Raw genomic sequence first — 26757 nt, 5'->3', positions numbered from 1 at the left:
TTCACCGATGCCGTACTACGACGAGCATGACCAGGAGCGTTGGGTTCCGGAACTTCCCGGCAATCCGGAACGCGCCGCGTTCGAGCGGGACCGCGCCCGGGTGCTGCACAGCGCCGCGCTGCGCAGGCTGGCGGCGAAGACGCAGGTGGTGGGCCCTGGCGAAACGCTCGGCGGCGGCCAGCACATCCCGCGCACGCGCCTGACTCACTCGCTCGAATGCGCCCAGGTGGGCAGGGAGATGGGCGCCACGCTCGGCGTCGACCCCGACCTGGTGGAGACCGCCTGCCTGGCCCACGACCTGGGGCACCCGCCGTTCGGGCACAACGGCGAGATGGCGCTCAACGCGCTGTCGGCCTCGTGCGGCGGCTTCGAGGGCAACGCGCAGAGCCTGCGCCTGCTCACCCGGCTGGAGGCCAAGGTGCTCACCGAGGACGGCCGCAGCGCCGGGCTCAACCTGACGCGGGCCGCGCTCGACGCCTCCATCAAGTACCCGTGGACGTGCGACAAGGGCGCCAAGTTCGGCGTGTACGACGACGACCTGCCGGTGTTCAGGTGGATCAGGGAGGGCGCGCCCGAGGGCCGCGTGAGCTTCGAGGCGCAGATCATGGACTGGGCCGACGACGTCGCCTACTCCGTGCACGACCTGGAGGACGCGCTGCACTCCGGCCACGTCACCCCGGAGGCGCTCCAGTCGCCGGACGAGCGCGCCCAGGTGGCACGGATCACCCGCACCTGGTACGCCCCCGGCGCCGACCTCGGCGAGCTGGAGGAGGTCTTCGCCAAGCTGATCGCCGACCCGCTCTGGCCGCGCCGCTTCGAGGCCACCATGGCCGACCTGGCCGGGCTCAAGGCGCTCACCAGCGGTCTCATCGGCCGGTTCTGCCGCTCCGCGCAGGCCGCCACCAAGGAGGTGTACGGCTCCCGGCACCGCGCCGATCTCGTCGTGCCGCACGCCACCAGGCTGGAGTGCGCGCTGCTCAAGGGCGTCACCGCGCACTACGTGATGACGACCGCCGACCACCACGCCAACCAGGCCAGGCAGCGCGACCTCATCACCGAGCTGGCCTCCCTGATCACGCTCGGCGCGCCGGGCACGCTGGAGCCCGCCTTCCGCCCCGCGTTCCTGGAGGCCGCGAACGACGCCGCCCGCGTTCGCGTGGTGATCGACCAGATCGCCTCGCTCACCGACACCTCGGCGGTCGCCTGGCACCGCCGGCTCTCCCACTGATCAAGAGTTCGTCAACGAGCCAGGTCGCCTGGCACAACCGGCTTTCCCGACGACCCCGGTGAGCGCATACTGCGCCCATGGCCACATATGTGATCGTCGGAGCCGGCCTCGCCGGCGCGAAGGCAGCGCAGACGCTGCGCGAGGAGGGTTTCGACGGCGAGATCGTGCTGATCGGCGCGGAGACCGAACGGCCCTATGAGAGACCACCCCTGTCCAAGGGGTACCTCCAGGGCGGCAGCGAACGGGAGGAGATCTTCGTCCACGAGCCCGGCTGGTACGCCGCCAACGACGTGGATCTCCGGCTCGGCACCAGGGTCACCCGCATCGAGCCGGCTCATCACGCGGTCAGGCTCGGGGACGGGTCGCGCCGGCCGTTCGACAAGCTGCTCATCGCGACCGGCGCCGTGCCCAGACGCCTGCCGGGACCCGCCCACTACCTGCGTACGGTGGAGGACAGCGAGGCGCTCAAGCGCCGCTTCGCGGAAGGCGGGGACGTGCTGATCATCGGCGCCTCGTGGATCGGCCTGGAGACGGCGGCGGCGGCGCGGACGGCCGGCTGCCAGGTCACCGTCGTCGAGCCCGAGCCCACCGCGCTCAACCGGGCCCTCGGCCAGGAGCTCGGCGAGCTGTTCGCCCGCCTGCACGCGAGCAAGGGCGTGGACCTGCGCTTCGGCACGGCCGCCGCGGAGATCACCGAGACCGGCGCGCGCCTCAGCTCGGGCGAGCGGCTCACCGCGGACGTGGTCGTGGTCGGCATCGGCGCCGCACCCGAGGTCGGGCTCGCCCGAGACGCGGGCCTCGACGTCGGCCAGGGCATCCTCACCGACGCCTCCCTGCGCACCTCGCACCCCGACGTGTACGCGGCGGGCGACGTGGCGGAGTTCCTCCACCCCCTGTACGGCCGCCGCATCCGCGTCGAGCACTGGGCCAACGCCCTGCACGGCGGCCCGGTCGCCGCCAGGTCGATGCTCGGCCAGGAGGTCGTGCACGACATGCTGCCGTACTTCTACACCGACCAGTACGAGCTCGGCATGGAGTTCTCCGGCGACATCGAGGGCCACGACGAGATCGTCTACCGGGGCGACCCGGAGAGCATGGAGTTCATCGTCTACTGGCTGCGCGACCGCCGCGTGATCGCCGGCATGAACGTCAACGTCTGGGACGTCGTGGACGACATCCAGGAGCTGATCAGGTCCGGCGTCACCGTCCATCCAAAGGAGCTGTCGTCGGGTTGAGCGTGATGACGTCGTCATCGTCGTCGTTGTTGTCGCTGGTGCTCTTCTGGGGCCGCGGGGTCTTGCTCGGCTGCGGCTCCTGCTGCGACCGGACCGCCGAGCACTGCACGGTGCACTGCGGGGTCTCGCCCAGCTTGCCGCGCAGCTTCAGCGTCTCCTCCCGGGGCGACAGCGTACGGTTGCCCTCCTGCCAGGCGTCGAGGTAGTCCCACGGCTCGACCATGCCCCTGCGGACCCACCAGAAGGCCGGGCCGGTCTTCCACGAGATCGCGAAGTAGAGGTTCGGCCCGGTGTCGCGGGCGTTGCCCGTGCGGCCCACGCGGCCGAGGAGCTGGCCGCCCTTGACCCGCGTGCCCGGCTTGATCCCGTCGGCCACCGAGTCGAGGTGCCCGCCGAGGTACCGCACGCCGTCGTCACCGATGATCGTGACGAACCTGCCCTCGCGGGTGGAGCCCGCGTCGGTGCCCGCCGACCACCTGTCCTGCACGTTGACCTCGTCCACCACGCCGCCGACGGGTGCCACGAACGCGCAGCCCTGCGGCGCCCAGATGGTCGTCTTGGGCAGCACGAGCAGCTTGCGCTGGTACTCCGTCTTACAGCCCTTCACGGGGAAGGTGTAGGTGTACTTCGACAGCTTCGGCGGCGGCACCTCCACCGGCTCGTCGCCCTGGGGAGGTTGCTCGGCCGCCAGGTGGCTGGGAGTGGGGATCGTGGCGGTGACCGCCGGGGTCCCCGTCACCGGGGCGGTGGAGGGCGACGTGGCGCCGACACCCGCCAGCCCGGTCGCCTGGGTGCAGGCACCGGTCAACAGCACAGCGCCCGTGACGGCCGCCCATCGTCCGACAAGCCCCGATCGCATGATCTCCACCCGTGTCACCGTTTCCACCGACAACCTTTACCTTTGTAGCCGACCCGGAGACCCCGCATCACCGGTTTCCCCCTTTAGCAGCCGGGAGGTAACCTCCGCCTTCCTCCCCGCCATACCGGTCCCGGACACGTCCGCGGCGCAGAACCGTCGGTGGGGCGGAATAGACTTCCCGGCGTGGCTGGCCGGATCCGTGACGTCGACATCGCGCTCGTACGCGAGCGTTCCCCCATCGCCGATGTGATCGGCGAGCACATCCAGTTGCGTAACGCGGGAGGCGGCAACCTCAAGGGCCTGTGCCCCTTCCACGACGAGAAGACCCCGTCGTTCAACGTCACGCCCGAGCGCGGGATGTACTTCTGCTTCGGCTGCTCCGAGGGCGGCGACGTGATCACGTTCGTCGAGAAGATCGAGCACCTGTCGTTCGGCGAGGCCGTCGAGCGGCTGGCGCAGCGGGCCGGCATCCAGCTCCAGTACGAGCAGGGCGGCTACGTCCCCCGGCGCGACCACGGCGAGCGGGCCAGGCTGATCGAGGCGCACCGGGCGGCGGCCGAGTTCTACGCGGGCAAGCTCATGGGGCCCGACGCGTCGGCCGGGCGGCGGTTCCTGTCGGAGCGCGGGTTCGAGCGGGCCGACGCCGAGACGTTCGGGGTCGGTTACGCGCCGGCCGAGTGGGAGGCGCTGACCCGCCACCTCATGGCGCGCGGGTTCACCGCCGAGGAGCTGGTGAAGGGCGGGCTGGCCAAGGAGGGCCGGCGCGGGCCGATCGACCGGTTCCGCGGGCGGCTGATCTGGCCGATCCGGGACGCGACGGGCGATGTGATCGGATTTGGCGCACGGAAGCTGCTTGATTCCGATGATGGTCCGAAATATCTGAATACGCCTGACACGCCGCTTTACAAGAAGAGCCAGGTGCTCTACGGGATCGATCTCGCCAAGCGCGAGATCTCCAAGCGCGCGCAGGCAGTGATCGTCGAGGGATACACCGATGTGATGGCCTGCCATCTGGCGGGCGTGCCGACCGCGGTGGCCACGTGCGGCACCTCCTTCGGCGAGGAGCACATCAAGATCCTGCGCCGGTTCCTGCTCGACCAGGCCGAGTTCAGGGGCGAGGTGATCTTCACCTTCGACGGCGACGCGGCCGGGCAGAAGGCGGCGCTGCGGGCGTTCGCCGACGAGCAGAAGTTCGTCACGCAGACCTACGTCGCGGTGCAGAGCGACGGGCTCGACCCGTGCGACCTGCGGATCAAGCAGGGCGACGCCGCCGTGCGCGACCTGATCGCCAGCCGCGAGCCGCTGTTCCAGTTCGCGATCAGGAGCACGATCTCCCGCTACGACCTGCGCAGCAACGAGGGCAAGATCGCCGCGCTCGACGCCGCGGCGCCGATCGTGGCCGGCATCAAGGACGCCGGCCTGCGCAAGCGCTACGCCATCGACCTCGACCGGTGGCTCGGCTTCATGGACGAGCGGTTCGTCATGCAGCGCATCGCCGAGGTCGGCGGCGCCCAGCAGGGCCGGCAGCAGCGCGCGCCCAAGGCGGCCCCCGTCGACCCGAGCGTGCGCGTGGAGCGCGAGCTGCTCAAGCTGGCCGTGCAGCGTCCCGCCCTGCTCGGGCCGCGCTTCGACGCGCTCGACCCGCAGGCTTTCACCGCGCCCGACCACGTGCTGCTGCACAGGGTCATCGTCGCCGCCGGAGGCGTCGCGCAGGCGGGGGCGGGCGGGCGCGAGTGGGTGGACCGCCTGGTGCAGCACGCCCACGAGGAGGGCTCGCGGGCGCTGGTGACCCGCTTCGCGGTGGAGGCGATCCAGGTGGACGCGCACGCCGAGGAGCGCTACGCGGGCGACATCCTGACCGCCGCGGAGGCCATGCCGCTCGACCGGGCGATCGCGCAGGTCAAGTCGCGGATCCAGCGGCTCAACCCGGTGGAGCAGCAGCAGGAGTACAACAAGCTGTTCGGGGAGCTGGTGGCGCTGGAGCAGCAGCGCCGGGTGCTGCGCAATCGGGTCGCCGGCGGCAGTTGAGCGCGGCGATTTCGCAAATGACGAAGAACGGAATGCCGGTCATAAGCCCTGCATAAAGCCCGGATCGCACCGTCGCCGCCGAATCGCAGCGCCAGCTCAAACCGGCTGTCACGGAGCGTGATCGCAGGGCCCCGGCTCGCGGGCGGGCGGACGGGGCGCAGGGCGGGCGGCCGAGGCAAGATCGCAAGGCCGGGGAGCCGGGCGGGACAGTCGTGCCCGCGGGCTCCAGCGGGCGATGATCACTCTCGGTTGGTAACGGTTCTGCAGCGATCGTAGGCGGCAAACCAGAGTGGTTGACCAGGAAATTTGGCGCGGTCCACGATGCGACAAAGCAGGAGGACAAGGACTTCCGGGCAGCGAAAGAGGTGCGTCCGGCCCTTCGGCGCCGCCGGGCGCGTGAATCCTGATCGCGTAATTGGCTTTACTATCCTGATCAAACTCGGGCTAAACATTTTGGCGATCTCAATTCGGCAAACACGATCGTCTTACCTTCGGTGACAAAAATGGGTCTGCCATTTGATGGAACCAATACTGCAGACTGTCTCCCGTGGGTGCATCGGTGCTGCCAAGTGGACCGCCATCCGTAGATCAGGTGGCGGACCTCGTCGCGAAGGGAAGGGAGCGCGGGAGCGTAACCGTCGATGACGTCGCAGCCGCGCTTGACCGATCCGAGTTGCCGTCCGACGCGCTGGAACGCGTTGTACGCATGCTCGCCGAGAACGGCGTGGAGGTCCTCGAGCCCCAGGGCGACGAGGAGACCACCCGCGCCGATGAGGAAGACGTAGGCAAGCGGGCGCCGACCAGCGATCTGGTCCGTATTTATCTGCGGGAGATCGGCCGTGTGCCACTGCTGACCGCTGAGGAGGAGGTGGAGCTCGCCAAGTCGATCGAAGCCGGCCTGTTCGCCGAGGACAAGCTGGCCAACGGGGTCTCGCGTCTGGCCTTCCCGGAGTTCAGGGAGCTCGTCTGGCAGGGCACCCGGGCCAAACAGCGGCTCATCGAAGCCAACCTCAGGCTCGTGGTGTCGATCGCCAAGCGGTACGTGGGCCGCGGCATGCTCTTCCTGGACCTGATCCAGGAGGGCAACCTCGGGCTCATCCGGGCGGTAGAGAAGTTCGACTACACGAAGGGCTACAAGTTCTCCACCTACGCCACCTGGTGGATCAGGCAGGCGATCACCCGGGCCATCGCCGACCAGGCGCGGACGATCCGCATCCCGGTCCACATGGTGGAGACCATCAACAAGCTCGTCAGGGTCCAGCGCCAGCTCCACCAGGACCTCGGCCGCGAGCCGATCCCCGAGGAGATCGCCAAGGAGATGGACCTCCCTGTCGATCGCGTGGTGGAGATCCAGCGCATCGCCCAGGAGCCCGTGTCGCTGCAGTCGCCGATCGGTGAGGAGGACTCCGACCTCGGAGACTTCATCGAGGACGCCGACGCTGTAGTGCCCATGGAGGCCGCCGCCTTCATCATGCTGCAGGACCAGCTCGACGACATCCTCGCCACGCTGTCCGACCGCGAGCAGCGCATCATCCAGCTCCGCTTCGGGCTGGCCGACGGGCATCCGCGCACGCTGGAGGAGGTGGGCAGGGAGTTCGGCGTCACGCGCGAGCGCATTCGCCAGATCGAGTCGAAGACCCTGGCCAAGCTCCGCCACCCGACGCGCGCGCAGATGTTGCGGGACTACCTGGACTGACCGTGCAGAAGGGGACGGCCCCGCCGGGGCCGTCCCCTTCGCGTGTTCAGGATCCGCGCGTGTTCAGGAGCAGCCTTCGAACTGCGGCACCGCGACGATGGCGCGCTGCAGCCACGGCTCCCCGAACCACTTGCGCAGCAGCTTCTGCGCCGTCCCGTCCTGGTACATCTGCGTGATGGCCCGGTTCACCGCCTCGCAGCCGGGCACGTCGCCCCTGGCCAGGCCGACCCCCGTACGCTGCTCGTTGAACAGCGCGTTGGCCAGCCGCAGCCCCGACCCGTCCCGCGCGGCCAGCCCCGCCAGGATCACGTCGTTCGTGGTGACCGCGTCCACCTGCCCGCCCTTCAGCGCCGCCAGGCACCGGTTGTAGTCGGGGAACGGCACGACCTCCGCCTTCACCCCGCGCTCCGTCACCACCCGCTGGGCCGCGTTCGACCCCTGCACCTCGCAGATCCTGCGCCCCTCGAGATCGCGCACGTTCGCGATCTTCTCCTCGGGCCGGATCAGGATGTCCTGGTACGAGATGTGGTACGGCCCCGCGAACAGCACCCTGCGCTTGCGGTCCTGGTCGATCGTGAACGTGGCCACCACCAGGTCGGCCCGCCCGTCCATGAGCACCTTCTCCCGGTCGGCGGCCAGCACGCCGAGGAAGGTGACGTCCTTGCCCAGCTTGCCCGCCAGGTAGCGGGCCACGTCGACGTCGAAGCCCTCGAACGTGCCGTCGCCCTTCCTGAACCCGACCGACGGCAGGTCGGACCGCACCCCGATGACCAGCTCGTCCTGGTCCAGGATCGACTCCTGGCCGCCGATCCCGCACCCCGAGACCGCGACGGAGGCCAGCACCAGCACGATCGCCAGCAGCCGCTTCATCGGTACTCCCTCAGTCGTGGCCACACGCCGGCGACCATCAGCACGGCGATCGCGCCGATGGCGAACGGCAGCAGCCGCCACAGGTTGTCCAGCGCGCCCTCGCCGCTCCTGATCGAGCGCTCGAACACCTGCTGGTGCGTGCCCGCCAGCCGCGTCAGCGCCCGGTCGTAGGCGTCGAACGCCGCCGTGACCGGCCCCAGCCGCTCGGCGACCGCCTCGTTGGTCCTGCCGCTCGCGACGAGGTCGCGGAAGCTCCTGTCGGCCGCCTGGAACGCCCGGTACGCGCCCGCCACCTCCTCGCCCTGCCTGCCGACGAGCTCGGGCCCCAGCAGGCCGAGGTAACCGGCCGAGTTCCGGGCCACCGCCGTGTGGTAGGTGCTCAGGTTGCCGGCCTCCGTGTACATGACCGCCAGCGACCGGTCCAGGTACGTGTGCTCGTAGGTGTCGGCCCGCTCCTTGTCCAGCAGGTAGCGGCTCTGGTCGCCCTGCATGCTGTTGCTGATCGCCCGCGCCCTGGCCAGCGTCAGCACCGAGTCGAACCCGGCCGACTTGGCCGTGCGCAGGTCCTCCGCGTCCTGGCCGAGCGCGTTCGCCCCGAAGAGCATCGCCACGAGGGTCGTCACCGTCGCGGCCAGCAGCGCGGGCCCGAACACCCGGCGGAAGCGCCGCGCCAGGAACAGCTGCAGCCACAGCAGGCAGCCCAGTGCCACCAGCCCGGCCAGCACGACCGCGAGGCGCACCAGGGGCGCCACGACCGTCTGCGAGTCGTAGGTGGAGCGCACGATCGTGCCGCTCTCCAGCGTCAGGTTGTAGGCCTGCGGCAGCAGCACCATGCGCATCAGGTCGGTGGCCTCGCGATAGGTCCGCACCACCTCCCCGGGCGGCGGGCCCGGCGCGTGCCTGGACTGCTCGTTCAGCAGCAGCGCCCGCCCGGCCAGCCGCTCGTAGCGGCCGAGGCCGTCGAGCACCGACTGCACGGTGTTCCGCTCGGCCGCGTTGTCGCCCGACAGCTCGAACGCCTGCAGCAGCGTCCGGTTGGCCTCGGCCCGTTGCCTGTCGTACCTGTCGAGCGCCGCCTGGCGCTGCTGGGCGTAGGCGTCGCCCATCACGAGCACGTTGGCGACCTGCGCGTCCATGTCGCTCAGCGCCAGGTAGAGCCCGGCGGTGGCGACCACCTGCGGGCCCGCGTCGCGGCCGATGACCCGCAGCCCCTCGCGGGCGCTGGAGGTGCCGACCGCGAGCGCGGCGAACAGCAGGGCCAGCGACGCGACCGTGACGCCGGAGATGATCCGGATCCTGCCGGGCACGCTGCGCCGCGCCGGGACCGGGGAGACCGGCACGGGAGGAGCGGGCGCGGTCGGCACCACGGTCACGGCGTGCCCTCCCTGATCGTGATGACCGTCCACGCGCCCAGGTGGATCCGGTCGCCCGCGCCGACCCTGACCGGCACGTTCACCTTGAGCGGCTTGCCGTTGACCTGCGTGCCGTTCGACGAGCCCGGGTCCACCAGCATCCACGTGCCGTCAGGCTGGGCCAGCAGCACGGCGTGCAGGTGCGAGACGCCCGGGTCCTCCGGCGGGCCGCTCAGGTCGATCTCCGGCTGCAGGTTCCTGGCCCGGCTGCGCCGCCCGATGCGTACCTGCTCGCCGTACAGCGCGAAAGACCGCTCGGGGCAGTACGGCGGGAACGCCATCGCGGCGGCGTCGGGACCGCCCTCGGCGACCACCTTCTCGTAGTAGGTGCGGTCGGCGGCGGTCACGGCCTCCCACCGCGCGCCCGCCCCCGTCACGGGAGCCTGGACGGAGACGCCGGTGCCGCTGTAGTCGTGGCCGCACACCTCGCAGAACTGCCCGGCGCGCGGCGTCTGGCAGACCGGGCACGCCTCGGCGGGCTCGGCCGGCTCGGGTCGCGAGGCGGGCTGGGAGGCCGGCTGCGGGTCCGGCTGCGAGGCCGGGGCGAGCTGGGTGCCGCAGACGTCGCAGTAGTCGTCGGCGCCCGATTGGTGCCCCTGCGGGCAGGTCGCCATCAGTTTCCTTCCTTACGCAGCCGGCTCGTCCGCACGGAGCCGGTGTCCAGCTCGATCTCGTCGGCCTTGTCCACGTTCCTGCGCAGCCGTGCCGTGCCCGTGGCCGGATCCACCTCCACCACCTTCTCCAGCAGCCTGGCCGTGTCCTCCCGGCCCGACTCCTCGGCGAGCTGCCGGGCCTTGGCCAGGCGGGCGGTGGCGGCCTCGACGTCGCCCATGGCGCGCAGGCTGAGCCCGTCCTGGATCAGCTCGTGCAGCTCGGCCTGCCCCGTGTAGTGGGCGACCTTCCTGTTGATGCGGGTGGACTGCGCCAGGTCGTCGGTCCACTGGGCCAGCACGTTGCCGGTGGCCAGGACGTCCTGCGTGTCGGGGCGGACCAGCTTGACCCAGCCGGCCCTGATCTCCTGCCCGATCTGGCCGGGCGGCACCTCGACGCAGATGTGGTACTCGCGCTCCTCCGTGCCCCAGGAACCGGTCGGGTAGTCGCCGGTCAGCGGGTTGACGTCGGTGCGCTTGCCGGTCAGGTCGAGCAGCGTGGGCGAGACCTGCTTGACGAACTTGAGCTGCGCCGTCTGCGGCACCCACACCCGCAGCGACAGCTCGGCCACGGTCTTGCTCATCGAGGTCTGCGTGAGCCGGCGGAAGAACTCCGGCAGATCCCCCTGATCGCGGACGAAGTCAAACGTCCCGAGCATCGCCTCGGCCACCTTGCGCAGCTCGGCAGGCGCCCAGTCGTCGCCGACACCCAGGCTGTCGCAGACGAACTTGCCGCTCCATCCGGCCAGCACGGACGCGAACACCTCGGGGCGCTCGTTGTTCTGCCCGTCGGTCATGAGGATCGCGTGCCTGATCGCCGAGGGGTGCGCGGTCAGCAGGTGACCGGCCAGCTTGAGCCACTCGCCGATCGCGGTGCCGCCGTGCGCGCTCAGCCGTCCGATCGCCCGCTCGGCCTCGGCCCTGGTCGCCGGGCTGGCCCTGACCAGGTTCGCGTGGCCGCCCGGGTAGACGACCTTGGCGCGCTCCGTGCCCGCCACCACCGCGAAGTGCACGCCGTCGCGCAGCGTCCGCACGGCCGTGGCCGCCGCCTGCCGGGCCTCGCGGATCTTGCTGCCGCTCATCGAGCCCGACGTGTCGATGATGATCACCTCGGCCGCCTCGGCGGGCACGGCCTCGGCGGTCGCCGCCCCGGTCGAGCCGATGGTGAGGATGGCGTGCACCTCACGGCCGTCAAGGGGGAGGTACTTGTTCTGGTCGATGTTCAGCGTGAAAGCGGGCTGGTCACCCATGCGCTTCTCCTAGGGGGATCAAGGCGATCGTCACGTTGTCCTGGCCGCCGGAGGCCAGCGCGTGGCGCAGCATCTCGCGGGCCAGCTCCAGCGGGGTCCCCGCCGTGGGGTAGTCGTAGCCGTCCAGGTAGCGCCACAGGCCGTCGCTGCAGATCAGGAGCAGGCCGGGCGTTCCCGGGGGGAGCGTGCGGACGTGCGGGCCGGCGTCCTCGGCGTCGGCGCCGAGCCACGCGGTGATCTCGCCGGTCTCCACGGCGTCGTCCTCGGTCAGCATCGTGCCGGCGGGCAGCAGGTACGCCCGCGTGTCGCCGGCCCAGCCGAGCGTGACGCCGCCGTCCCGCGTCACCACCGCGGCGATGTAGGTGCAGGCGGGGGCGTCGTCCAGGGAGGTCGCCAGCTTGGTCACGGCGCGGCCGGCCAGCTCGAACGCCTCCTCGTGCGACAGGCCCCTGGCCAGCGCCGCCGAGGCGGTCTCGATCGCCGCCGCCGAGGCCTCGTCGGCCCTGGGCGAGCTGCCCACGCCGTCGCAGACCACGGTCACGATCGTGCCGCCCGCCTCCAGCAGCGCCACCGCGTCCTCGTTGCGGCTGCGCCGCAGCCCCCTGTCGGTCAGCGCCGCGGCCCCGCCGCCGAGCACGATCTCGGCGTGGTCCCTGCCGGTGGGCTGGCGGGCGCCGCACCGCTCGCAGTACCCCTCCGCGTCCACGGCCGCCGCGCCGCAGGACGCGCAGGCCGGCGCGCCCAGGGCGTGGCCGCACGCCTCGCAGTAGGCGTCGCCCGCCAGCACCGGCGCCTCGCACACCGGGCACACCCCAGCGCTCCCGGTCACGCTCCCGCCCTCCGTCGCAGCCTCGCGCCCGGCCCCTTGCCCGGCCGTGGTCTCGTCGCCGGTCACGGCCGCTTGCCCGGCCGTGGTCTCGTCGCCGGTCACAGCCACGTCCTCGGGCGCACGGCGTTGGCCTGGTCGATCAGGGCGTGGCGTTCGCTGCGGGAGTCCGCCGCCTGCGCCAGCCTGCGGAAGAGGGACTCCAGCCGCCTGCGCAGCCCCGGTTCGGTGAACGGCGCGTCGGCCAGCCGCACGTCCTTGGGCGGCGGGTTGTTCTCCAGCCAGGCCAGCGCCCCGCCCAGCACCTCGGCCACGAGCAGGTCGCGGCGGCGCGGGTCGAGATCGGCCTGGTTCGACACCCGTTCGACCGCGCCCACCAGGTCGGCCGGCTTCACCGCGCTCAGATCGGGCCGCCGCACCACCGACGCGGCCAGCGCCACCTGCGCCGGCACCCGGTAGACGGACGTGGCGGGCACCTCGTCCAGCACGCCCATCCGCCCCGACCTGGCCAGCCCGAACGCCGCGCTGACGTAGGTCCTGTCGGTGCGCCAGACCAGCTCGTACCAGGAGGCCGCCGGCTTGCCCGCGCACTCCAGCGCGAACGCCAGCGCCAGCTTGGGCGCCGCCTCGCCGGGCAGCGCCGACAGGCACGCGTCGAACAGCGCGACCGCCTGGCCCGCCTGCCCGGTCGCCAGGCCCAGCACCCCGCGGTACCAGGTGACCCGCCAGTCGCCGGGCAGCTCGCGGTCCAGCTCGTTCAGCGCGGCGGGCGTCTCGGCCGCGCCCGACTCGGCCAGCAGCCTGACCCGCATGAGCCTGGTCTCGGGCGTCTGGGGCATCGCGGCGAGCTGGTCGATCAGCTCCCGGCCGTCGCGCCCGATCAGGCCGGCCAGCGAGGCCGCCGCGGGGTCGGCCGGGTCCACCAGCGGCACCGGCAGCGCCCGCGCCACCGCCGCCGGGTCGAGCGGCCCGAACACCTCCTCGTCCGACTCCGCCAGCGCCGTCCCGACCGCCCTGCGCTCCGGCCCGAACAACGTCGAGAGCGCCGGGTACGGCACCCCGTCCTCCTGCGCGCAGACCTCCCGCAGCACGCCGACGAGCTGCTCCTCCATCTCCTCGGCGCTCTGGAACCGGTCGGCCGGGTTCACCGCGGTCGCCCTGTGCAGCAGCCGGGTGAACGACGGGTGCCCGCAGTCCGCCGGCAGCGGCCCGGCCACGCCGCCCTTGGCCGGGCTCCAGCCGGGGATCGCCAGCACCGCCAGCGTCCTGGCCACGGTGTAGAGGTCGGTGGTCACCGACGACGGCATCGTGTCCAGCTCGGGGGCGTGGTAGCCGGCAGTGCCCCACGACGAGCCCACCGGCGAGCCGAACGGCTGCACCGCGCCCATGTCGATGACCTTGAGCCGCTTGCCGACCCGGATCACGTTCGCGGGCTTGAGGTCGCAGTAGACCGTCTGGTTCTCGTGCATGTAGGCGAAGGCGTGCAGGATCTCCCTGCCGTACATGAGGGCCTCGCGCAGCGGCAGCGGGCCCTTGCGGCGCAGCTCGTGCAGCGACTGGCCGCCGACGTACTCCATGACGATGTAGCCGTGGCCGGCCCAGCGCTGGAAGTTGTGGATCTTGACGATGTTCGGGTGGTCGAGCGTGGTGAGGAACTTGCGCTCGGCCTCCGCCGCCGCGATCGCCTCGGCGTCCATGGTGTTGAGCAGGCCCTTGAGCACCACCCAGCGGCCGTCGAGGTTCTCGTCGGAGGCCAGGTAGATCCAGCCGAGCCCGCCGTGCGCCAGGCAGCCCAGCACGCGGTACTGGCCGGCGACCAGGTCGCCCTTGTCCAGCTTGGGGGTGAAGGAGAACTGCGTGCGGCAGTGCGGGCAGAACCCGTCCGTCAGCCCCGGCCGCCCGTCACGGGAGCGTCCCACCGGCTTGGCGCACGCCGGGTTGGCGCAGTACCGCTTGTCCTCGGGCACCTCGGGATTGGCCATGACGGCGGTGGCCGGGTCGCGGTAGGGGACCGAGGGCAGGTCGGCGACGGTGGCCAGCACGCCGGCCCGCGACCTGCCGCTGCTGACCGGGCCGCTCACCGGTCTGCTGCCCACCGGCTGGGTCGGCACGGGGCCGGAGAACGCCCCCGACGACGGTGCCGAAGGCACCGCGGCGGGGACGGGTGGTGGAACCGCCGCGTGGCCGCAGAGGTCGCAGTAGCCGTCCTCGATCGTCCCCGTGCAGCCTGGCTGCGCGCAGCGGGTCATCGCTTACCTCCGGAGATCGCGCGCTGGTAGTTCTCGACGGCCGTGGCCGCCCTCGTCAGGTCGCAGGGCGCGCTCCACAACAACGTGCGCGCCCGCTCGTACAGCTCCATGGCGGCCGGGTCCTCGGCCAGCCCCTTGCGCACCGCCATCACCTGGCAGGCGCCGAGCCTGCCGCGCAGCTCGTCGCGCCGGCCGACCAGCCCGTACAGGGCCTTGGCCGTGGCCAGCGCCTGCTCGGCGGCCTTGCGGGCGTTCTCCTCCAGGGCCGCCAGCCGCTTGGCGCGCTGCACCCAGGCGTCGGCGGCGACGTCGAGCGCGTCCAGCGCGCCGGCCAGGCCCTCGACCCTGCTGCGCGGCTGCGCCTGCGGCGGCAGGGCGATCTTCACGACGACGGCGCCGTGCGCCAGCCTGGCCTCGCTCTCGGCCGCCCGCACCCGGTCGAGCTCGGCCACCAGGTTCTCGCGGCGCCTGGCGTACTCGTCCTTGACCACGAGCGCCAGCTCCAGCTCCGCGCGGGCGCCGGCCAGCAGCCGGGCCAGCCGGTCGAGGTCCTGCTCGACGGGCGGGCCCAGCGGGTCCTCGACCACCGCGGCGCGGATCCGCCGCAGCTCGGCCTCCTGGCCGGCCAGGCCGGCGGCCTCGCCCAGCTCGCGCTCCAGTTCCCTGATCCTGCGCAGGTCGGCCTCGGTGTCGTCGAGGCGGGGCAGTACGGAGCCCCACACGGCGTCGACGTCGTTGAGCGCGCCCGTGACCTCGCGGAAGGCGGTGTCCATCCGGGTCACGGCCTCGTCCAGGGTCAGCCGTTCGTCGGCCTGCGGGAGCAGCGAGCGCTGCTCGACGGGCTTGGCCGCGGCGCGCACCACCACGGACGCGCCGCCCAGCAGCTCGGTGAGCCGGGCGAGCTGTTCGGCGCCCAGGCGGGCGCGGGCGGCCCTGACCTCCTCCGCCTCGCGCAGCACCGCACGGTAGGCGTCGTTCAGCGACCACAGCGCGGTCAGCGCCTCCTGGGCCGCGGCCCAGCGGCGCTCGGTCGCCCCGCGTAAGGACGCGCCCTTGATCAGCTGGTAGGTGGTGTGCGATTCCAGGTCGAGCAGGTCACCGGAGATGCGATCGCGTTCGTCCGCGCGGGCACGAAGCGCGTGCTCCGCGCCTTCCCTGCTCATTGGTGGTCCCAGGCTCATCACGCTCCCCGTGAAGAGGCCCCCCGATGCCCCCGTTATACCCGCCCAACGGCGGGTTCGCGGGCTTTAGTTCCTTTGGCTCGGGGGGACCCCTGACTTGTCCCTGATTGAACCCCGGGTCGCCTGCAAACCGCTTAACGATCTCTTAGCGTTGCATGCATGGGACGGATACTTCTGATCGTCGCGGCCGTGGTCGCCGCGCTCGTGCTGCTCGGCCCCCTCGTGGGCTTCGCCCTCTCGCTGCTCAAGTGGGGGCTCGTCATCGGCGCCGTGGTGCTCGGCGTCATGTTCCTGTCGAAGTTGCTCAAGAGGACATAGCTTCCTGACAGATCCCCAGTCATAGTTGGGTGATGGAGGCGCGGCCCGCGGTAGACGATGCCGCGCTCGGGCGTGAGGCGCTGGCCGTGCTCGAGGCGAACTGGACGGGCACCGGCACCGTGCCCGCCCCAGGGCTCTATCCCCACCAGTGGAGCTGGGACTCCGCGTTCGTCGCCATCGGCCTGGCCAGGCATCGGCCGGACCGGGCCCGCGACGAGCTGCTCAGCCTGCTGCGGGGGCAGTGGGCGACGGGCATGGTGCCGCACATCGTCTTCCACACGCGCGAGGCGTACTTCCCGGGGCCGTCCGTGTGGCGTTCGCAGGAGCACGACGCCGCGCCGCGCGTGCTCACCTCGGGCCTCACCGCGCCGCCGCTGCACGGGCTGGCGCTGTGGTGGCTCTACCGGCACACCGGTGACGCCGCGTTCGTCAGGAAGGCGTACCCGGCTCTCGCCGCCCAGCACGACTACCTCTCCACCGCGCGCGACCTCGGCGGCGCGGGGCTGGCCGCGATCGTGCACCCCTGGGAGTCGGGCATGGACGACAGCCCGGCCTGGGACTCCGCACTCGACGCGCTGCCCGTGATCAGGTACGGCTACCGCAACGTCGAGATGGACGAGCGCCACCCCGACAGCGACCACGACCGCTACGTCTGGCTGGCGATGCGCTACCGCGACGCCGGATACAGCCCCGATTACCTGCGCGACGAGCATCCGTTCGCGATCGAGGACCCGATGTTCAACGGGATCTGGCTGGCCTCCTGCCAGGCCCTGGCCGAGCTGGCGCCCCTGGCGGGCGCCGATCCCGCGCCCCACGCCGAGCACGCAGAACGCCTCAGGCAGGCCATGCTCGACCGGCTGTGGGACGGCTGCTTCTACGCCAGGGACCTGCGGGCCGGGCGGCTCATCCGGGTGTGCACCGTCGGCGCGTTCGGGCCGCTGCTGGACCCGGGGCTGCCCGCCGACCGGCTGCAGGCCGCGGTGGAGGTGCTGGAGTCGGCCAGGTTCATGGGGGCGACGGGCTATCCCGTGCCGAGCACCGAGATCCGCGCCTCCCAGTTCGACCGCACGCGTTACTGGCGCGGCCCCTCCTGGGTGAACACCAACTGGCTGCTGCGCCGCGCCGCCGCCGTGCACTCCCTCGACCACCTCGGCCAGCAGCTCACCAACGGCACCCTGCGGCTCGTCCGCCAGGCCGGCTTCCGCGAGTGCTTCGACCCGTTCGACGGGAGCGGGCGGGGCTGCCGGGACTTCTCCTGGAGCGCGGCGCTCACCCTGGATCTGCTCGCCGATAACGTAGGGGAATGAGCATTTTCCGCCGCCTGCCCGCCGATGTGCGCAAGTCTCTCAAGACCGAGCAGGGGGAGCGGGTGCTGACCTTCTCCCAGGGTGCCGACGGTCATGTGGTGGCCACGAACCTCGCGCTGTACCTGTCCGACGGGACCAGGGTGCCGTACGAGGAGATCGACAGGGCGTCGTGGGACGAGGAGGGGGTGCGGGTGCTCACCACGGACGGCGTCCGGCACTTCGAGCGGATCTCCGAGCCGCGCATGCTGCCCGAGACCGTGCGGGAGCGGGTCAACTCCACGATCGTGGTGAACAAGCACGTCAGCCTGCCCGGCAGGGGCGGGGTGCGGCTGGTGGCGCGGCGCCGGCCCGGCGGCGAGGTGCTGGGCTGGACGTTCGTCTTCGACGAGGGGCTCGACCCGGCGGACCCGGGACTGCGCGCGCAGGCCGAGCAGGCGCTGGAGGGCGTGCGGCGGAGCATGGGCGTCTGAGCTCTGAGCAGGCCGGGCCGTGAGGCGGCAGGGGCCTGCGGGGGTGTGAGCGGCATGGGCCCGGGTCTCAGGCGGGCGGGGGTGTGAGGCCTGTCACGCCCATGCCGCTGTCCGGCGTTCGCACTCGGTCAGTAGGGGATGCCGCTCTCCCGGGCCTTCTGGGCCGCGACCTCCTCGTCGGGCCAGCCGGTGCCGGTCTCGGGCTGGTGCCCGTCCGAGTGGAGGAACGGGATCCGCTGCTGCAGCGTGCCCCCCACCTTCGACCTGGCCATCCCCGCGAACTTCGACGCCTGCGCCCCGACCACCCCGGCCACTTCCTGCACCCGGGGGTTGTCGGCGACGCGCTGCGCCGTCCGCTTGATCTGCTCGTACCGTTCGCGTCCCGCCCGGCTGCCGAGCACGTAGCCGACGGCCAGACCAACAGCGAATGTCATCCGATAACGCATTTTGCACCTCCGCTGTCTCCGGGCCTACCCCGCTCGCGATGCGACACGCACTCCCGGAGTGCGCTAATCTATTCCTGCGCGCAGCGAGGGGGCCGAAGAGCCCCGGCGAGGTGCGCAAACGGTTCGATCCCGCGTAGCTCAACGGCAGAGCAGCCGGCTGTTAACCGGCAGGTTATAGGTTCGAGTCCTATCGCGGGAGCTTCACAGCTCAGGCCCCCTCTCTGATCACAGAGAGGGGGCCTGAGTCGTTTCCTGAGCCATGATCGCGCCTGGCTCTCCCCGCTCACGGCCCGGCGGGTGTCTTCCCAGGTCAACCGGCCGAATCCTGGCATCATGGCGCCTTGGGGGTGCCCTGATGGCCGAGGTGGATTTCCAGGCTGTGTTCGATGAGGACCCGGTCGCGCTGGCGGTGCTGTCGCCCGATCTGGTGTTCGTCGCGGTGAACCGCGTCCATGAGGAGTTGTTCGGCCGCACGCGCGAGGAAATGCGCCGGCCGGGTCTGCTTCGAGGTGTTCCCGAGCGAGTCCTGGCCGGAGGGGAGGCAAGTGCTGCGGGCGTCGTTCGAGCGGGTCCTGGCCAGCGGTGACTGCGCGCCCGATCTCCTGCTGCTGCAGCGTTACGACATCGAGGTGCCCGGCAGGGCCGGGGAGTTCGCGGAGCGGTACTGGAGCGTGGCCAGCTGCCCGCTGCAGGGTCGCGACGGCACCGTCCGCGGCCTGGTCGTGCGGCTGCAAGAGGTCAACCGGCGGCTGCGCGGTGCCGAGGCCAGGCAGCGGCGGATGGCCGAGGAGCTGCGGGAGATGGTGCGCCGCCAGCGCACGCCGTGCTCGAGGTGAGCGACGACGGCCCGGGCGTGCCCGCCGCCGACAAGGAGCGGATCTTCGACCGGTTCTTCCGCGGCGCCGACGCGCGCGTCAGCGACGCGGGAGGCAGCGGGCTGGGCCTGCCCATCTCCCGCCAGATCGCCGAGGTCCACGGCGGCACCCTGCACGCCGCCGACCGCGCCGACCGCGCCGACCGCGCCGACCGCGCCGACCGCGCCGACCGCGCCGACCGCGCCCCCGGAGCCCCCGGAGCACTGATGGTCCTGCGCCTGCCCCTGGGCGGCCGGTCCTGAGGCCCTGAGCCCGCGCACCTGAAGGCGGCTTCGGCTCTCTTAAGGCTGCGTTCAGGCTCGGTGGGCGACCCTCGGGGCTGTCGAATCGTCTCGGGGAGGGAGTTCCCATGTTGAAGCGACGCCTCGCGATCGTCGCCACGTCCGCCGTGCTCGGGCTCGGTGTCATGGCGGGATCGGCGCTGGCCGACGACGGCCCGGTCCGGGTGCACGGCAGGACGGGCGAGGTCGCGCACGAAGCGTACGGCTGGAAGGGGTTCCACGGCGGCAGGCTGACGTGCTGGATGAGCGACGGCGAGGTCGTGAAGCTCTCCAAGGGCAAGGTGGCCGAGCTCATCGAGGAGAAGTACATCGAGCCCGAGCTCGCCGAGGCCGTCGTCGAGGACGGCGTGACGGTCGTGCCGGAGGACCGGCTGTCGATCAGCGTCCCGGCGAAGAAGCTGCCCCGTGACGTGGTGAAGAAGAAGCTCGCGGGCAAGCACCGGCACCACAGCCGCGTCATCCACCTCACCTGCGTCTGGAGCAGGTAGCGCGGCCGCGCCCTCGGAGCCGTCCGGGGGCGCGGTTCACGCCGTGTAGTGCGATGGTGACACGTTTTCGGGTTCGGCGGACAAAGCGGGGCGTGGTACGGAAAATGGGAGGGCCGGTCTCTCGGGCCGGAGCCGCGGGAAAGTCGTCGGTGGCGGGGAGAGGGCGCCATCACCAGGGACGTGCCGCCGACCCGGAATCGGCGGGGCGCTCCGATGACGGAGAAGTGCTGGTTGCCGCGTGCACACCTGGATCAGAAACCTTCGCCCCTTCGACGCGCTCGCCGCCCAGTCGGTGCTCGAGCGCACCACCGACCTGCGTGAGGCCGAGCGCTTCATCAGGCTCTACCACGCCGAGAACCCCTCGGCGGGCGGCCTGCACGCGCGCCTGCGCGACATCAGCAGGGACGTGGCCCGCTACGGGATCTACACGCACACGTTCGAGGAGCTCGAGTTCGGGGCCAGGGTGGCCTGGCGCAACAGCAACCGCTGCATCGGGCGGCTGTACTGGCGCTCGCTCAAGGTACGCGACCGCAGGCAGGTGAGCACGGCCGAGGGGGTCGCCCTCGAATGCGTGGCCCACCTGCGCGAGGCCACCGGGAACGGCAAGATCAGGCCGACCGTCACCGTGCTGCCCCCCGACACGCCCGCCCTGCGCGGCCCCCGGCTGCTGAACGACCAGCTCATCCGCTACGCCGGGTACCGCACCCCCGACGGCGTCGTGGGGGACCCGCGCAACGTCGCGCTCACGGAGACAGCCAGGGCGCTGGGCTGGCGCGGCCGGGGCGGCCGGTTCGACGTGCTGCCGCTGGTCATCCAGCCGCCGTTCGGCGACCGGCTGCTGTGCAACGTGCCGGGGGACGCCGTGCTGGAGGTGCCGCTGGCGCATCCCGACTACGCCTGGTTCGAGGAGCTGGGGCTGCGCTGGCACGCCGTACCGGCCATCTCGGACATGTGCCTGGAGATCGGCGGCATCTGCTACCCCTGCGCGCCCTTCAACGGCTGGTACATGGGCACCGAGATCGGCGCCCGCAACCTCGCGGACGCCGACAGGTACGACCAGCTCCCGGTGGTGGCGCAGCGGCTCGGCCTGGACACCTCCACCGAGCGTTCCCTGTGGCGCGACCACGCGCTGGTGGAGCTGAACGTGGCGGTGCTGTACTCGTTCGAGCGGGCGGGGGTCACGATGACCGACCACCACACGGAGTCGCGCCGGTTCCTGACCCACCTGTCGAAGGAGGAGAAGGCCGGGCGGGTCTGCCCGGCGGACTGGTCGTGGATCGTGCCGCCGCTATCGGGCAGCGCCACGCCCGTCTTCCACCGCTACTACGACACCAGCGTCCTGACTCCCGCCTTCGTCCACCACCGTCAGGCGCTCGCGTAGCGCGTCCAGCTCGGCCGCGGTCAGGCCGCCCGCCCTCAGGCGCTCCTCGACGTCCAGGCCCGCCAGCAGCTCCGTGACCACCGCGGTGGTCGTGGTGCCGGCCGCCTCCAGGCGGGCGCGTACGCGCACGGCGTCGTCGGGCTGCCCCAGGAGGGCGTACAGGGCGCTCAGACGGGTCGCGGAGCGCTCGTAGTCGTCCAGGATGTCCTCCGGGGCGACCCCGGCCAGGGCGAGCAGCAGGATGGCGATCAGGCCCGTGCGGTCGCGGCCCGCCACGCAGTGCACGAGCACCCCGCCAGGGGGCGCCTGGGCGATGGCGCGCAGCACCCGCGCGCTGCGGTGGGGCAGGCTGTCGAGGTGGTGGCGCAGGTAGAAGGGCGTGCCGTTGTACCGGCCGTGCCCCGGGTCGTCGCGGCTGTCCAGTGGCAGGCTGACGACGGTCATCCCGGGCGGGCGGTGGCCGGGGTCGGCGTGGTGCTCGCCGGGGATGCGCAGGTCCACGATGGTCCGTACGCCGTGGGCCGCCGCTGCCGCCCACCCGCTCGCGGTGAGCCGGTCGGGCGTGTCGGAGCGCACCACCGCTCCCCAGCGCGTACGCCTGCCGCCGGCCGCTCGCAGGCCGCCCAGATCGCGCACGTTGTGACAGCCGTCCCAGACCAGATCGCGTCGCATGTCCCCCATCCTTGCCTTCCCGGCCTAGAACATGGTTCTGTTGGGGGCATGGTGGACCTCGTGCTCTCGACCCTCGACGACCAGGGCGTGCTCACCCTGACCTTCAACCGGCCCGACACGCTCAACGCGTGGACCGATGCCATGGGGCGGCGCTACTTCGACCTGCTGGCGGAGGCCGAGCAGAACCCCGACGTGCGTGCCGTGGTGGTCACGGGCGCGGGCAAGGGCTTCTGCTCGGGGGCCGACTTCAAGACGCTGAACGCCATCCAGACCGGCTCGTACGACGAGGTGCCCGACCCGCGGCCCAACACCTTCCCCACGACCATCGGCAAGCCGATCGTGGCCGCGGTCAACGGGGCCTGCGCGGGGCTCGGCATGGTGCACGCGCTCGTCTGCGACCTCGTCTTCACGGCCGAGGAGGCCAAGTGGACGACGGCCTTCTCGCGCCGCGGGCTGATCGCCGAGTACGGGCTCTCCTGGGTGCTGCCCCGGATCATGGGGCAGCAGCGGGCCATGGACGTCCTGCTGTCCGGCCGGGTGTTCACCGGGCGGGAGGCGTACGAGCTGGGCCTGGCCAACCGCGCCGTCCCGGGGGACAGGTTGCTGCGGGAGGCGCAGGAGTACGCGGCGGAGCTGGCGGGCTACAGCGCGCCGGCGTCGATGGCGATCATCAAGCGGCAGGTGTGGCACGACTGGGACGCCACGCTGGAGGAGTCCGCCAAGGCCGCCACGCAGGAGATGATCGCCTCGTTCGGGCGGCCCGACTTCGCGGAGGGCGTCGCCAGCTTCCTGGAGCGGCGCCCGCCGAACTTCCCGCCTCTTCCCTGAGAGGTCAGGAGAGGCGGTGGGCGCCCCTGGCCGCGGTGGCCGGGAGGAAGCGGGGGGCCTTGAAGCCGCGCTCGGCGTAGGCGTTCGACACCGACTCCTTGACGCTGTCGAGGCGCTCCAGCGGCACCAGCGCGATCGCCGAGCCGCCGAAGCCGCCGCCGGTCATGCGCGCGCCGCGGGCTCCGCCCTTGACGGCGGCCTCCACGGCCACGTCCAGCTCGGGTGACGAGACCTCGTACAGGTCCCGCAGCGACAGATGGGAGGCGTTCATCAGGGCGCCGATCTCCGTGACTGCGCCCGCGCGGAGCAGGCCGACGAGGGCCTCGACGCGGTGGTTCTCCGCGACGACGTGCTCCACGCGCTTGCGCTCGTCGCCCTGGAGCTGCGCGAGCGCGCCTCCCAGGTCGGTGACGTCGCGCAGGGCGGCGACGCCGAGCTTGCGGGCCGCGGACTCGCACTCGGCGCGGCGCTTGGCGTACTCGCCGCCGGCGTGCTCGTGGTGCACCTGCGTGTCGATGATGAGCATGCTCAGGCCGTGGGAGGCCAGGTCGAGCGGGATGTTGCGGGAGCCGAGCGAGCGGCAGTCGAGGAAGAGCGCGTGGCCCTCCTCGCAGAGCGCAGAGGCGGCCTGGTCCATGATGCCGCAGGGCATGCCGACGAAGTCGTTCTCGGCCTTCTGGCTGAGCAGGGCGAGCTCCATCGGCGTCATGCCGAGGTCGTGCACGTCGTTGAGCGCCGAGGCGACGGACACCTCGAGGGCGGCGCTGGAGCTCAGGCCCGCGCCCGAGGGCACGTCGCCGTCGATCGCGATGTCCGCGCCCCGCACCCGGTCGCCCAGCATGGCCAGGACGCCGACGACGTAGCGGGTCCAGCCCGTGGACTCCTCGCGGCTCGCCAGGGTGACCGGCTCGCCCGAGTCGGACTGGAGGGAGAGGAGCCGGATCGTGTCGTCGTCGCGTGGCGTGAGAGCGGCGGTCACGCCCCACGGCACCGCGAACGGCAGGACGAAGCCGTCGTTGTAGTCGGTGTGCTCGCCGATCAGGTTGACCCTGCCGGGAGCATGCCAGACGGTCTGAGGGGACGCGCCGAAGGCGGCACGAAAAGCTTCAACAACGCGCATAACCGAACACTCCTCAACAAAGGCCCGACCGTAGACTAGCGCCATGGAGGAACTCCTGGGTCCAGGGCTCGGTCAGGTCCGGGTGTTCCTGCTGCACGACGACAACAAGCCGCGCAAGCTCAGGCACAACCTGGGGCATTCCCGGCTGCTGACGTTCGGCGGCGCCTACTCCAATCTCATCAGGGCCGTGGCCGAGGCCGGGGCGCGACACGGCATCGAGACCATCGGGGTCATCCGCGGCGAGGAGCACCTCCCGCTCAACCCCACGCTGGCCCGCGCGGCCGCCTGCGGCATGACCCTCACCTACCTCGACCGGGCCTCCTACCGGCTCAAGCACACCGGGGAGGTGCAGGCGCGGCTGCGGGCGCGCTGGGGCGACGACGTGGTGATCCTGCCCGAGGGCGGCAGCAACGCCGCGGCCGTACGGGGCTGCGCGGAGCTGCCGGGGGAGATCGAGGACGACTACGACGTCATCTGCTGCCCCGTGGGCACCGGGGGGACGCTGGCGGGCATCTCGGCGGGGCTGCCGGAGGGCAAGCGGGCGCTCGGGTTCGCGGTGCTGAAGGGGGCCGGGTTCCTGGAGGGGGAGGTGGCCAGGCTGCAGCGGGAGGCGTACGGGCGCACGTGGCCGAACTGGTCGATCAACCTCGACTACCACTTCGGCGGGTACGCCCGATCCACCCCCGAGCTGGAGCGGTTCGCCGCCGAGCACGGGGTGGAGCGCGTCTACGTGGCCAAGATGCTCTACGGGATCCTCGACCTGGCCCGCCGGGGCGCCTTCGCGCCCGGCACCCGCGTCGTGGCCGTCGTCACCGGTCAGCCCTCGACCCCCGTGGACGCGTGAGCCGCACCCACCGGCTTGGACTCGGGTGATCCGCGCTGGCGCAGGTAGATCGACAGCACCACCATCGAGAGCACGGCCAGCAGCTCCGACTGCCAGTTCTGCAGGCTGCGGTCCCAGAACTCCGGCGAGGTGACGTAGGCGCCCCACGAGACCGGATCCCGCAGGTCACCGAGCCGCTCGGCGTTGTACGCCGCCTGCCCCGCCACCGACTGCGCCAGCCACGACAGCAGGAAGACGGCCCCCATCACCAGCCCGAGCGAGTTGCTGAACAACCACAGCCTGATCCCCCTGACCTTGGCCCAGGCGGGGGAGTCCGCGTCGGCGTGCGGCCCGATCTGCTGGTCCTCGTCGGACTCGGCCCCGGCCTTGTGCGGCTCCTTGGACTCGGGCGAGCCCTTCTGGACGAGCCAGACGGTGAGCATGATGAACAGGAAGAACTGCAGGTACTCCGACTGCCAGTTCTCCGCCACGTCCACCGCGAACGCCGACGAGGCGACGTACTGGAGCAGCGAGACCGGCTCGGCCCCGTTGGCGGCCTGCTGGTCGTTGTACTGCATCATCCCGGCCACGGCCTGCCCGCCCACCGCCAGCAGGAACATGATCAGGAACGCCAGCGACAGCGAGTTCTCCTTGAGCCATCTCACAGTTTCGACCATCCCAGGGCGAAGAACCAGGCCAGGCCGACCACGATCACCAGAGCGGTCAGCGTGAACATCACCCGCATCAGTCCTCCACCTCGCAGTCGTAGGGCAGGTCGCCCATCGGCTCGCAGCCCGCGGCCCTGATCCGCCAGCCGTCGCTGAAGCGGTGCAGGAAGAGCGTGTCGCCGGCCAGCCGTACCTGGGCGTCCTCACCCCACACGGCCACCGACGTGACCTGCCCGCCGGGGCCGAGCCGCAGCTCGCGCAGCGCGTCCGCGCAGCTCTGGCCGGGGCCGGGGAGCTTGTCGGCGGTCTTGCGGGCCAGCATCGCGCACGCCGCCCCCTCCTGGTGCGCGGAGAGCGCGGCGTGGAAGCGCTCGGCCGCGCGCGCGGGGGACACCGTGTCCACGGCGCAACCCACAGTAGTCAGTGCCATCACCAGCACGGTGAGCGCCATCCTCATGGGCCCCTGCTACCCACAGGAGAATCAGGCATGCTGATCCGATGCAGAGAACGGACACGCCTGCCTCGTGGGACGAGCGCAGCACCCTGATCACCTTTCTCGACTACGCGCGCGCGACCGTCGTGGCCAAGTGCGAGGGCCTGAGCGACGAGGACGCCAGGCGGGCGCCGCTGGCGACCTCCCCGCTCATGACCGTCTCCGGCCTGGTGAACCACCTGCGGTGGAACGAGCACTACTGGTTCGAGGTGATGTTCCACGGCGGCGAGGACCGCGGGCCGTGGACCGACGAGGACCCCGACGCCGAGTTCACCGCCTCGCTGGGGCTCCCGCTGGCGCAGGTCCTGGAGGACTACCGGGCCCAGAGCCGCAAGGTGGACGCGCTCATCGAGGGCATCGGCCTGGACGAGCGCTCCCAGGGCACCGACAGCAAGGGGAACCACCTCACGCTCAGGTGGGTGATCGGCCACATGACCGAGGAGACCGCCCGCCACAACGGTCACCTCGACATCCTGCGCGAGCTGGTCGACGGGGTGACGGGCTTCTAGCCGAGCTGGTCGAGCACCGGCGCCACCAGCGCGTTCAGCTCGCGGGTCAGCACGGCCACCGCGCGGTGCGCGCTCTGCTCGACCTCCATGTGCGGGCCCTCGGGCTCCGGCGGCAGGTCGTCGAGCGGCAGCGGCGCCTCGACCAGCAGCGAGGCCCGCAGGAACGGCAGCCTGGCCAGGTCCTGCTGGGTCGGCTCCACGTACTGGCCGAAGGTCTCCTGCCAGCCCAGCCAGCCGCGGTCGCGCCACCAGGCCCGCGAGCGCCGCAGCTCCTCCGGCAGCGGGGAGACGACCCTGACCCGCGCGTAGAGGGTGCCGTCCCAGGTGTTGCGGTGGCAGCTCGCCTCCAGGACGCGCCGGTCCCACCGTACGAGGCCGGGGGTCAGCGACGGCGGCGTGGCCAGCTCCCACGCCGTGCAGGCGAACCGCACGGGCGCGATGTCGCCCCACTCGAACTCGTCGAGGTTCTTGCGCACGTGTACGGCATAGCGCCCGTCACGGTCCCTGTCGAACTCCTGATCGATCCAGAACGCCTTGCCCATGCCCCCTACGCTACGGCGCTCCCCGACCCTCCCGCGTGCGGACCCAAGATCT

The 26757-nt window shown here is 71.8% G+C and carries 29 protein-coding genes and 1 tRNA gene; 16 read left to right on the top strand and 14 right to left on the bottom strand.

Annotated features, from left to right (window positions below; translation table 11 throughout):
• The first annotated feature begins 7 nt into the window (after nt 1-7).
• Complete coding sequence (locus tag HD593_RS44620; protein ID WP_185108922.1) at nt 8-1228, top strand: deoxyguanosinetriphosphate triphosphohydrolase; 1221 nt, start codon at nt 8-10, stop codon at nt 1226-1228.
• A 77-nt stretch (nt 1229-1305) separates the two neighbouring features.
• Nucleotides 1306-2463 carry an NAD(P)/FAD-dependent oxidoreductase gene (locus HD593_RS44615; RefSeq protein WP_185108906.1) on the top strand — a complete coding sequence of 386 codons (1158 nt, stop codon included), beginning with the start codon at nt 1306-1308 and terminating at the stop codon, nt 2461-2463.
• Here HD593_RS44615 and HD593_RS44610 read toward each other — a convergent pair.
• On the bottom strand, nt 2429-3322 hold the full coding sequence (locus HD593_RS44610) for a M23 family metallopeptidase (protein ID WP_221525303.1): 894 nt from the start codon (nt 3320-3322) through the stop codon (nt 2429-2431). The two genes, HD593_RS44615 and HD593_RS44610, sit on opposite strands and share 35 nt — an antisense overlap.
• A 183-nt stretch (nt 3323-3505) precedes the next feature.
• Here HD593_RS44610 and dnaG point away from each other — a divergent pair, with 183 nt between their 5' ends.
• A complete protein-coding gene (gene dnaG / locus HD593_RS44605) occupies nt 3506-5350 on the top strand; it encodes a DNA primase (protein ID WP_185108902.1) in 1845 nt (614 codons plus the stop codon).
• A gap of 592 nt (nt 5351-5942) precedes the next feature.
• Nucleotides 5943-7046: an RNA polymerase sigma factor RpoD gene (rpoD, locus tag HD593_RS44600; protein ID WP_240779826.1), complete on the top strand. Its 1104-nt coding sequence runs from the start codon at nt 5943-5945 to the stop codon at nt 7044-7046.
• Between the two features lie 63 nt (nt 7047-7109).
• Here the strand turns inward: rpoD and HD593_RS44595 are convergent, their stop codons facing one another.
• From HD593_RS44595 to HD593_RS44565, 7 genes are read right to left on the bottom strand one after another with little or no spacing between them, the layout of a single operon-like run.
• Complete coding sequence (locus HD593_RS44595; RefSeq protein ID WP_185108900.1) at nt 7110-7916, bottom strand: transporter substrate-binding domain-containing protein; 807 nt, start codon at nt 7914-7916, stop codon at nt 7110-7112.
• Complete coding sequence (locus tag HD593_RS44590) at nt 7913-9289, bottom strand: hypothetical protein (RefSeq protein WP_221525302.1); 1377 nt, start codon at nt 9287-9289, stop codon at nt 7913-7915. Before HD593_RS44590 ends, HD593_RS44595 begins: the two co-directional genes overlap by 4 nt.
• Nucleotides 9286-9942 (bottom strand): FHA domain-containing protein, encoded by a 657-nt coding sequence (locus HD593_RS44585; RefSeq protein ID WP_185108898.1) that lies wholly within the window; start codon nt 9940-9942, stop codon nt 9286-9288. The genes HD593_RS44590 and HD593_RS44585 overlap by 4 nt, the downstream gene beginning before the upstream one ends.
• A complete protein-coding gene (locus HD593_RS44580) occupies nt 9942-11228 on the bottom strand; it encodes a vWA domain-containing protein (protein WP_185108896.1) in 1287 nt (428 codons plus the stop codon). The genes HD593_RS44585 and HD593_RS44580 overlap by 1 nt, the downstream gene beginning before the upstream one ends.
• Nucleotides 11221-12159 (bottom strand): PP2C family protein-serine/threonine phosphatase, encoded by a 939-nt coding sequence (locus HD593_RS64785; RefSeq protein ID WP_312904155.1) that lies wholly within the window; start codon nt 12157-12159, stop codon nt 11221-11223. The genes HD593_RS44580 and HD593_RS64785 overlap by 8 nt, the downstream gene beginning before the upstream one ends.
• Complete coding sequence (locus HD593_RS44570; RefSeq protein ID WP_185108893.1) at nt 12156-14303, bottom strand: serine/threonine-protein kinase; 2148 nt, start codon at nt 14301-14303, stop codon at nt 12156-12158. The genes HD593_RS64785 and HD593_RS44570 overlap by 4 nt, the downstream gene beginning before the upstream one ends.
• Nucleotides 14300-15466, bottom strand: coding sequence for a coiled-coil domain-containing protein (locus HD593_RS44565; protein WP_185108891.1), 1167 nt, complete (start codon nt 15464-15466; stop codon nt 14300-14302). The genes HD593_RS44570 and HD593_RS44565 overlap by 4 nt, the downstream gene beginning before the upstream one ends.
• A gap of 177 nt (nt 15467-15643) precedes the next feature.
• On the opposite strand from HD593_RS44565, the gene HD593_RS44560 reads away from it, so the two are divergent.
• The 3 genes from HD593_RS44560 to HD593_RS44550 are packed head-to-tail and all read left to right on the top strand — an operon-like array spanning nt 15644 to nt 17579.
• A complete protein-coding gene (locus HD593_RS44560; RefSeq protein ID WP_185108889.1) occupies nt 15644-15802 on the top strand; it encodes a hypothetical protein in 159 nt (52 codons plus the stop codon).
• A gap of 32 nt (nt 15803-15834) precedes the next feature.
• A complete protein-coding gene (locus HD593_RS44555) occupies nt 15835-17109 on the top strand; it encodes an amylo-alpha-1,6-glucosidase (RefSeq protein WP_185108887.1) in 1275 nt (424 codons plus the stop codon).
• Nucleotides 17106-17579 carry a hypothetical protein gene (locus HD593_RS44550; RefSeq protein WP_185108885.1) on the top strand — a complete coding sequence of 158 codons (474 nt, stop codon included), beginning with the start codon at nt 17106-17108 and terminating at the stop codon, nt 17577-17579. Before HD593_RS44555 ends, HD593_RS44550 begins: the two co-directional genes overlap by 4 nt.
• 128 nt (nt 17580-17707) lie before the next feature.
• On the opposite strand, the gene HD593_RS44545 is transcribed toward HD593_RS44550, so the two are convergent.
• Nucleotides 17708-18025: a YtxH domain-containing protein gene (locus HD593_RS44545; RefSeq protein WP_185108883.1), complete on the bottom strand. Its 318-nt coding sequence runs from the start codon at nt 18023-18025 to the stop codon at nt 17708-17710.
• A gap of 127 nt (nt 18026-18152) precedes the next feature.
• On the opposite strand from HD593_RS44545, the gene HD593_RS44540 reads away from it, so the two are divergent.
• The 6 genes from HD593_RS44540 (at nt 18153) to HD593_RS44520 (ending at nt 21050) form a co-directional block, all read left to right on the top strand.
• Nucleotides 18153-18224 (top strand) — tRNA-Asn (locus HD593_RS44540).
• Between the two features lie 156 nt (nt 18225-18380).
• Complete coding sequence (locus HD593_RS44535) at nt 18381-18611, top strand: hypothetical protein (protein WP_185108881.1); 231 nt, start codon at nt 18381-18383, stop codon at nt 18609-18611.
• The gene (locus HD593_RS62650; RefSeq protein WP_246547057.1) at nt 18571-18861 is read left to right on the top strand and encodes a hypothetical protein; all 291 of its coding nucleotides are present in this window, start codon (nt 18571-18573) and stop codon (nt 18859-18861) included. Before HD593_RS44535 ends, HD593_RS62650 begins: the two co-directional genes overlap by 41 nt.
• Nucleotides 18858-19142: an ATP-binding protein gene (locus HD593_RS62645; protein ID WP_312904153.1), complete on the top strand. Its 285-nt coding sequence runs from the start codon at nt 18858-18860 to the stop codon at nt 19140-19142. Before HD593_RS62650 ends, HD593_RS62645 begins: the two co-directional genes overlap by 4 nt.
• Before the next feature lie 107 nt (nt 19143-19249).
• On the top strand, nt 19250-19669 hold the full coding sequence (locus tag HD593_RS44525) for a hypothetical protein (RefSeq protein WP_185108879.1): 420 nt from the start codon (nt 19250-19252) through the stop codon (nt 19667-19669).
• Between the two features lie 238 nt (nt 19670-19907).
• Nucleotides 19908-21050 (top strand): nitric oxide synthase oxygenase, encoded by a 1143-nt coding sequence (locus HD593_RS44520; protein ID WP_185108877.1) that lies wholly within the window; start codon nt 19908-19910, stop codon nt 21048-21050.
• Here the strand turns inward: HD593_RS44520 and HD593_RS44515 are convergent.
• Nucleotides 20958-21722, bottom strand: a complete 765-nt coding sequence (locus HD593_RS44515; protein ID WP_221525301.1) for a tyrosine-protein phosphatase — start codon at nt 21720-21722, stop codon at nt 20958-20960. The two genes, HD593_RS44520 and HD593_RS44515, sit on opposite strands and share 93 nt — an antisense overlap.
• A 48-nt stretch (nt 21723-21770) precedes the next feature.
• On the opposite strand from HD593_RS44515, the gene HD593_RS44510 reads away from it, so the two are divergent.
• Nucleotides 21771-22550, top strand: coding sequence for an enoyl-CoA hydratase-related protein (locus tag HD593_RS44510; protein WP_185108873.1), 780 nt, complete (start codon nt 21771-21773; stop codon nt 22548-22550).
• A 4-nt stretch (nt 22551-22554) separates the two neighbouring features.
• Here the strand turns inward: HD593_RS44510 and galK are convergent, their stop codons facing one another.
• Complete coding sequence (gene galK, locus HD593_RS44505) at nt 22555-23670, bottom strand: galactokinase (protein ID WP_185108871.1); 1116 nt, start codon at nt 23668-23670, stop codon at nt 22555-22557.
• A 43-nt stretch (nt 23671-23713) separates the two neighbouring features.
• Between galK and HD593_RS44500 the strand changes: the two genes are divergently transcribed.
• Nucleotides 23714-24514, top strand: a complete 801-nt coding sequence (locus HD593_RS44500) for a 1-aminocyclopropane-1-carboxylate deaminase/D-cysteine desulfhydrase (protein WP_185108869.1) — start codon at nt 23714-23716, stop codon at nt 24512-24514.
• On the opposite strand, the gene HD593_RS44495 is transcribed toward HD593_RS44500, so the two are convergent.
• Both HD593_RS44495 and HD593_RS44490 read right to left on the bottom strand, forming a co-directional pair.
• Nucleotides 24487-25158 (bottom strand): DUF6766 family protein, encoded by a 672-nt coding sequence (locus HD593_RS44495; RefSeq protein ID WP_312904151.1) that lies wholly within the window; start codon nt 25156-25158, stop codon nt 24487-24489. The two genes, HD593_RS44500 and HD593_RS44495, sit on opposite strands and share 28 nt — an antisense overlap.
• Before the next feature lie 79 nt (nt 25159-25237).
• Complete coding sequence (locus HD593_RS44490; RefSeq protein ID WP_185108865.1) at nt 25238-25618, bottom strand: hypothetical protein; 381 nt, start codon at nt 25616-25618, stop codon at nt 25238-25240.
• Between the two features lie 41 nt (nt 25619-25659).
• On the opposite strand from HD593_RS44490, the gene HD593_RS44485 reads away from it, so the two are divergent.
• Nucleotides 25660-26163: a DinB family protein gene (locus HD593_RS44485; RefSeq protein ID WP_185108863.1), complete on the top strand. Its 504-nt coding sequence runs from the start codon at nt 25660-25662 to the stop codon at nt 26161-26163.
• Here HD593_RS44485 and HD593_RS44480 read toward each other — a convergent pair.
• Nucleotides 26160-26705: a hypothetical protein gene (locus HD593_RS44480; RefSeq protein ID WP_185108861.1), complete on the bottom strand. Its 546-nt coding sequence runs from the start codon at nt 26703-26705 to the stop codon at nt 26160-26162. The genes HD593_RS44485 and HD593_RS44480 overlap by 4 nt on opposite strands.
• Between the last annotated feature and the right edge of the window lie 52 nt (nt 26706-26757).

The sequence above is a fragment of the Nonomuraea rubra genome, assembly GCF_014207985.1.
In the GTDB taxonomy this organism is placed as follows: domain Bacteria; phylum Actinomycetota; class Actinomycetes; order Streptosporangiales; family Streptosporangiaceae; genus Nonomuraea; species Nonomuraea rubra.
Note: the sequence above shows the minus strand (reverse complement) of the source record. Positions and strands in the feature narration are given on the sequence as shown.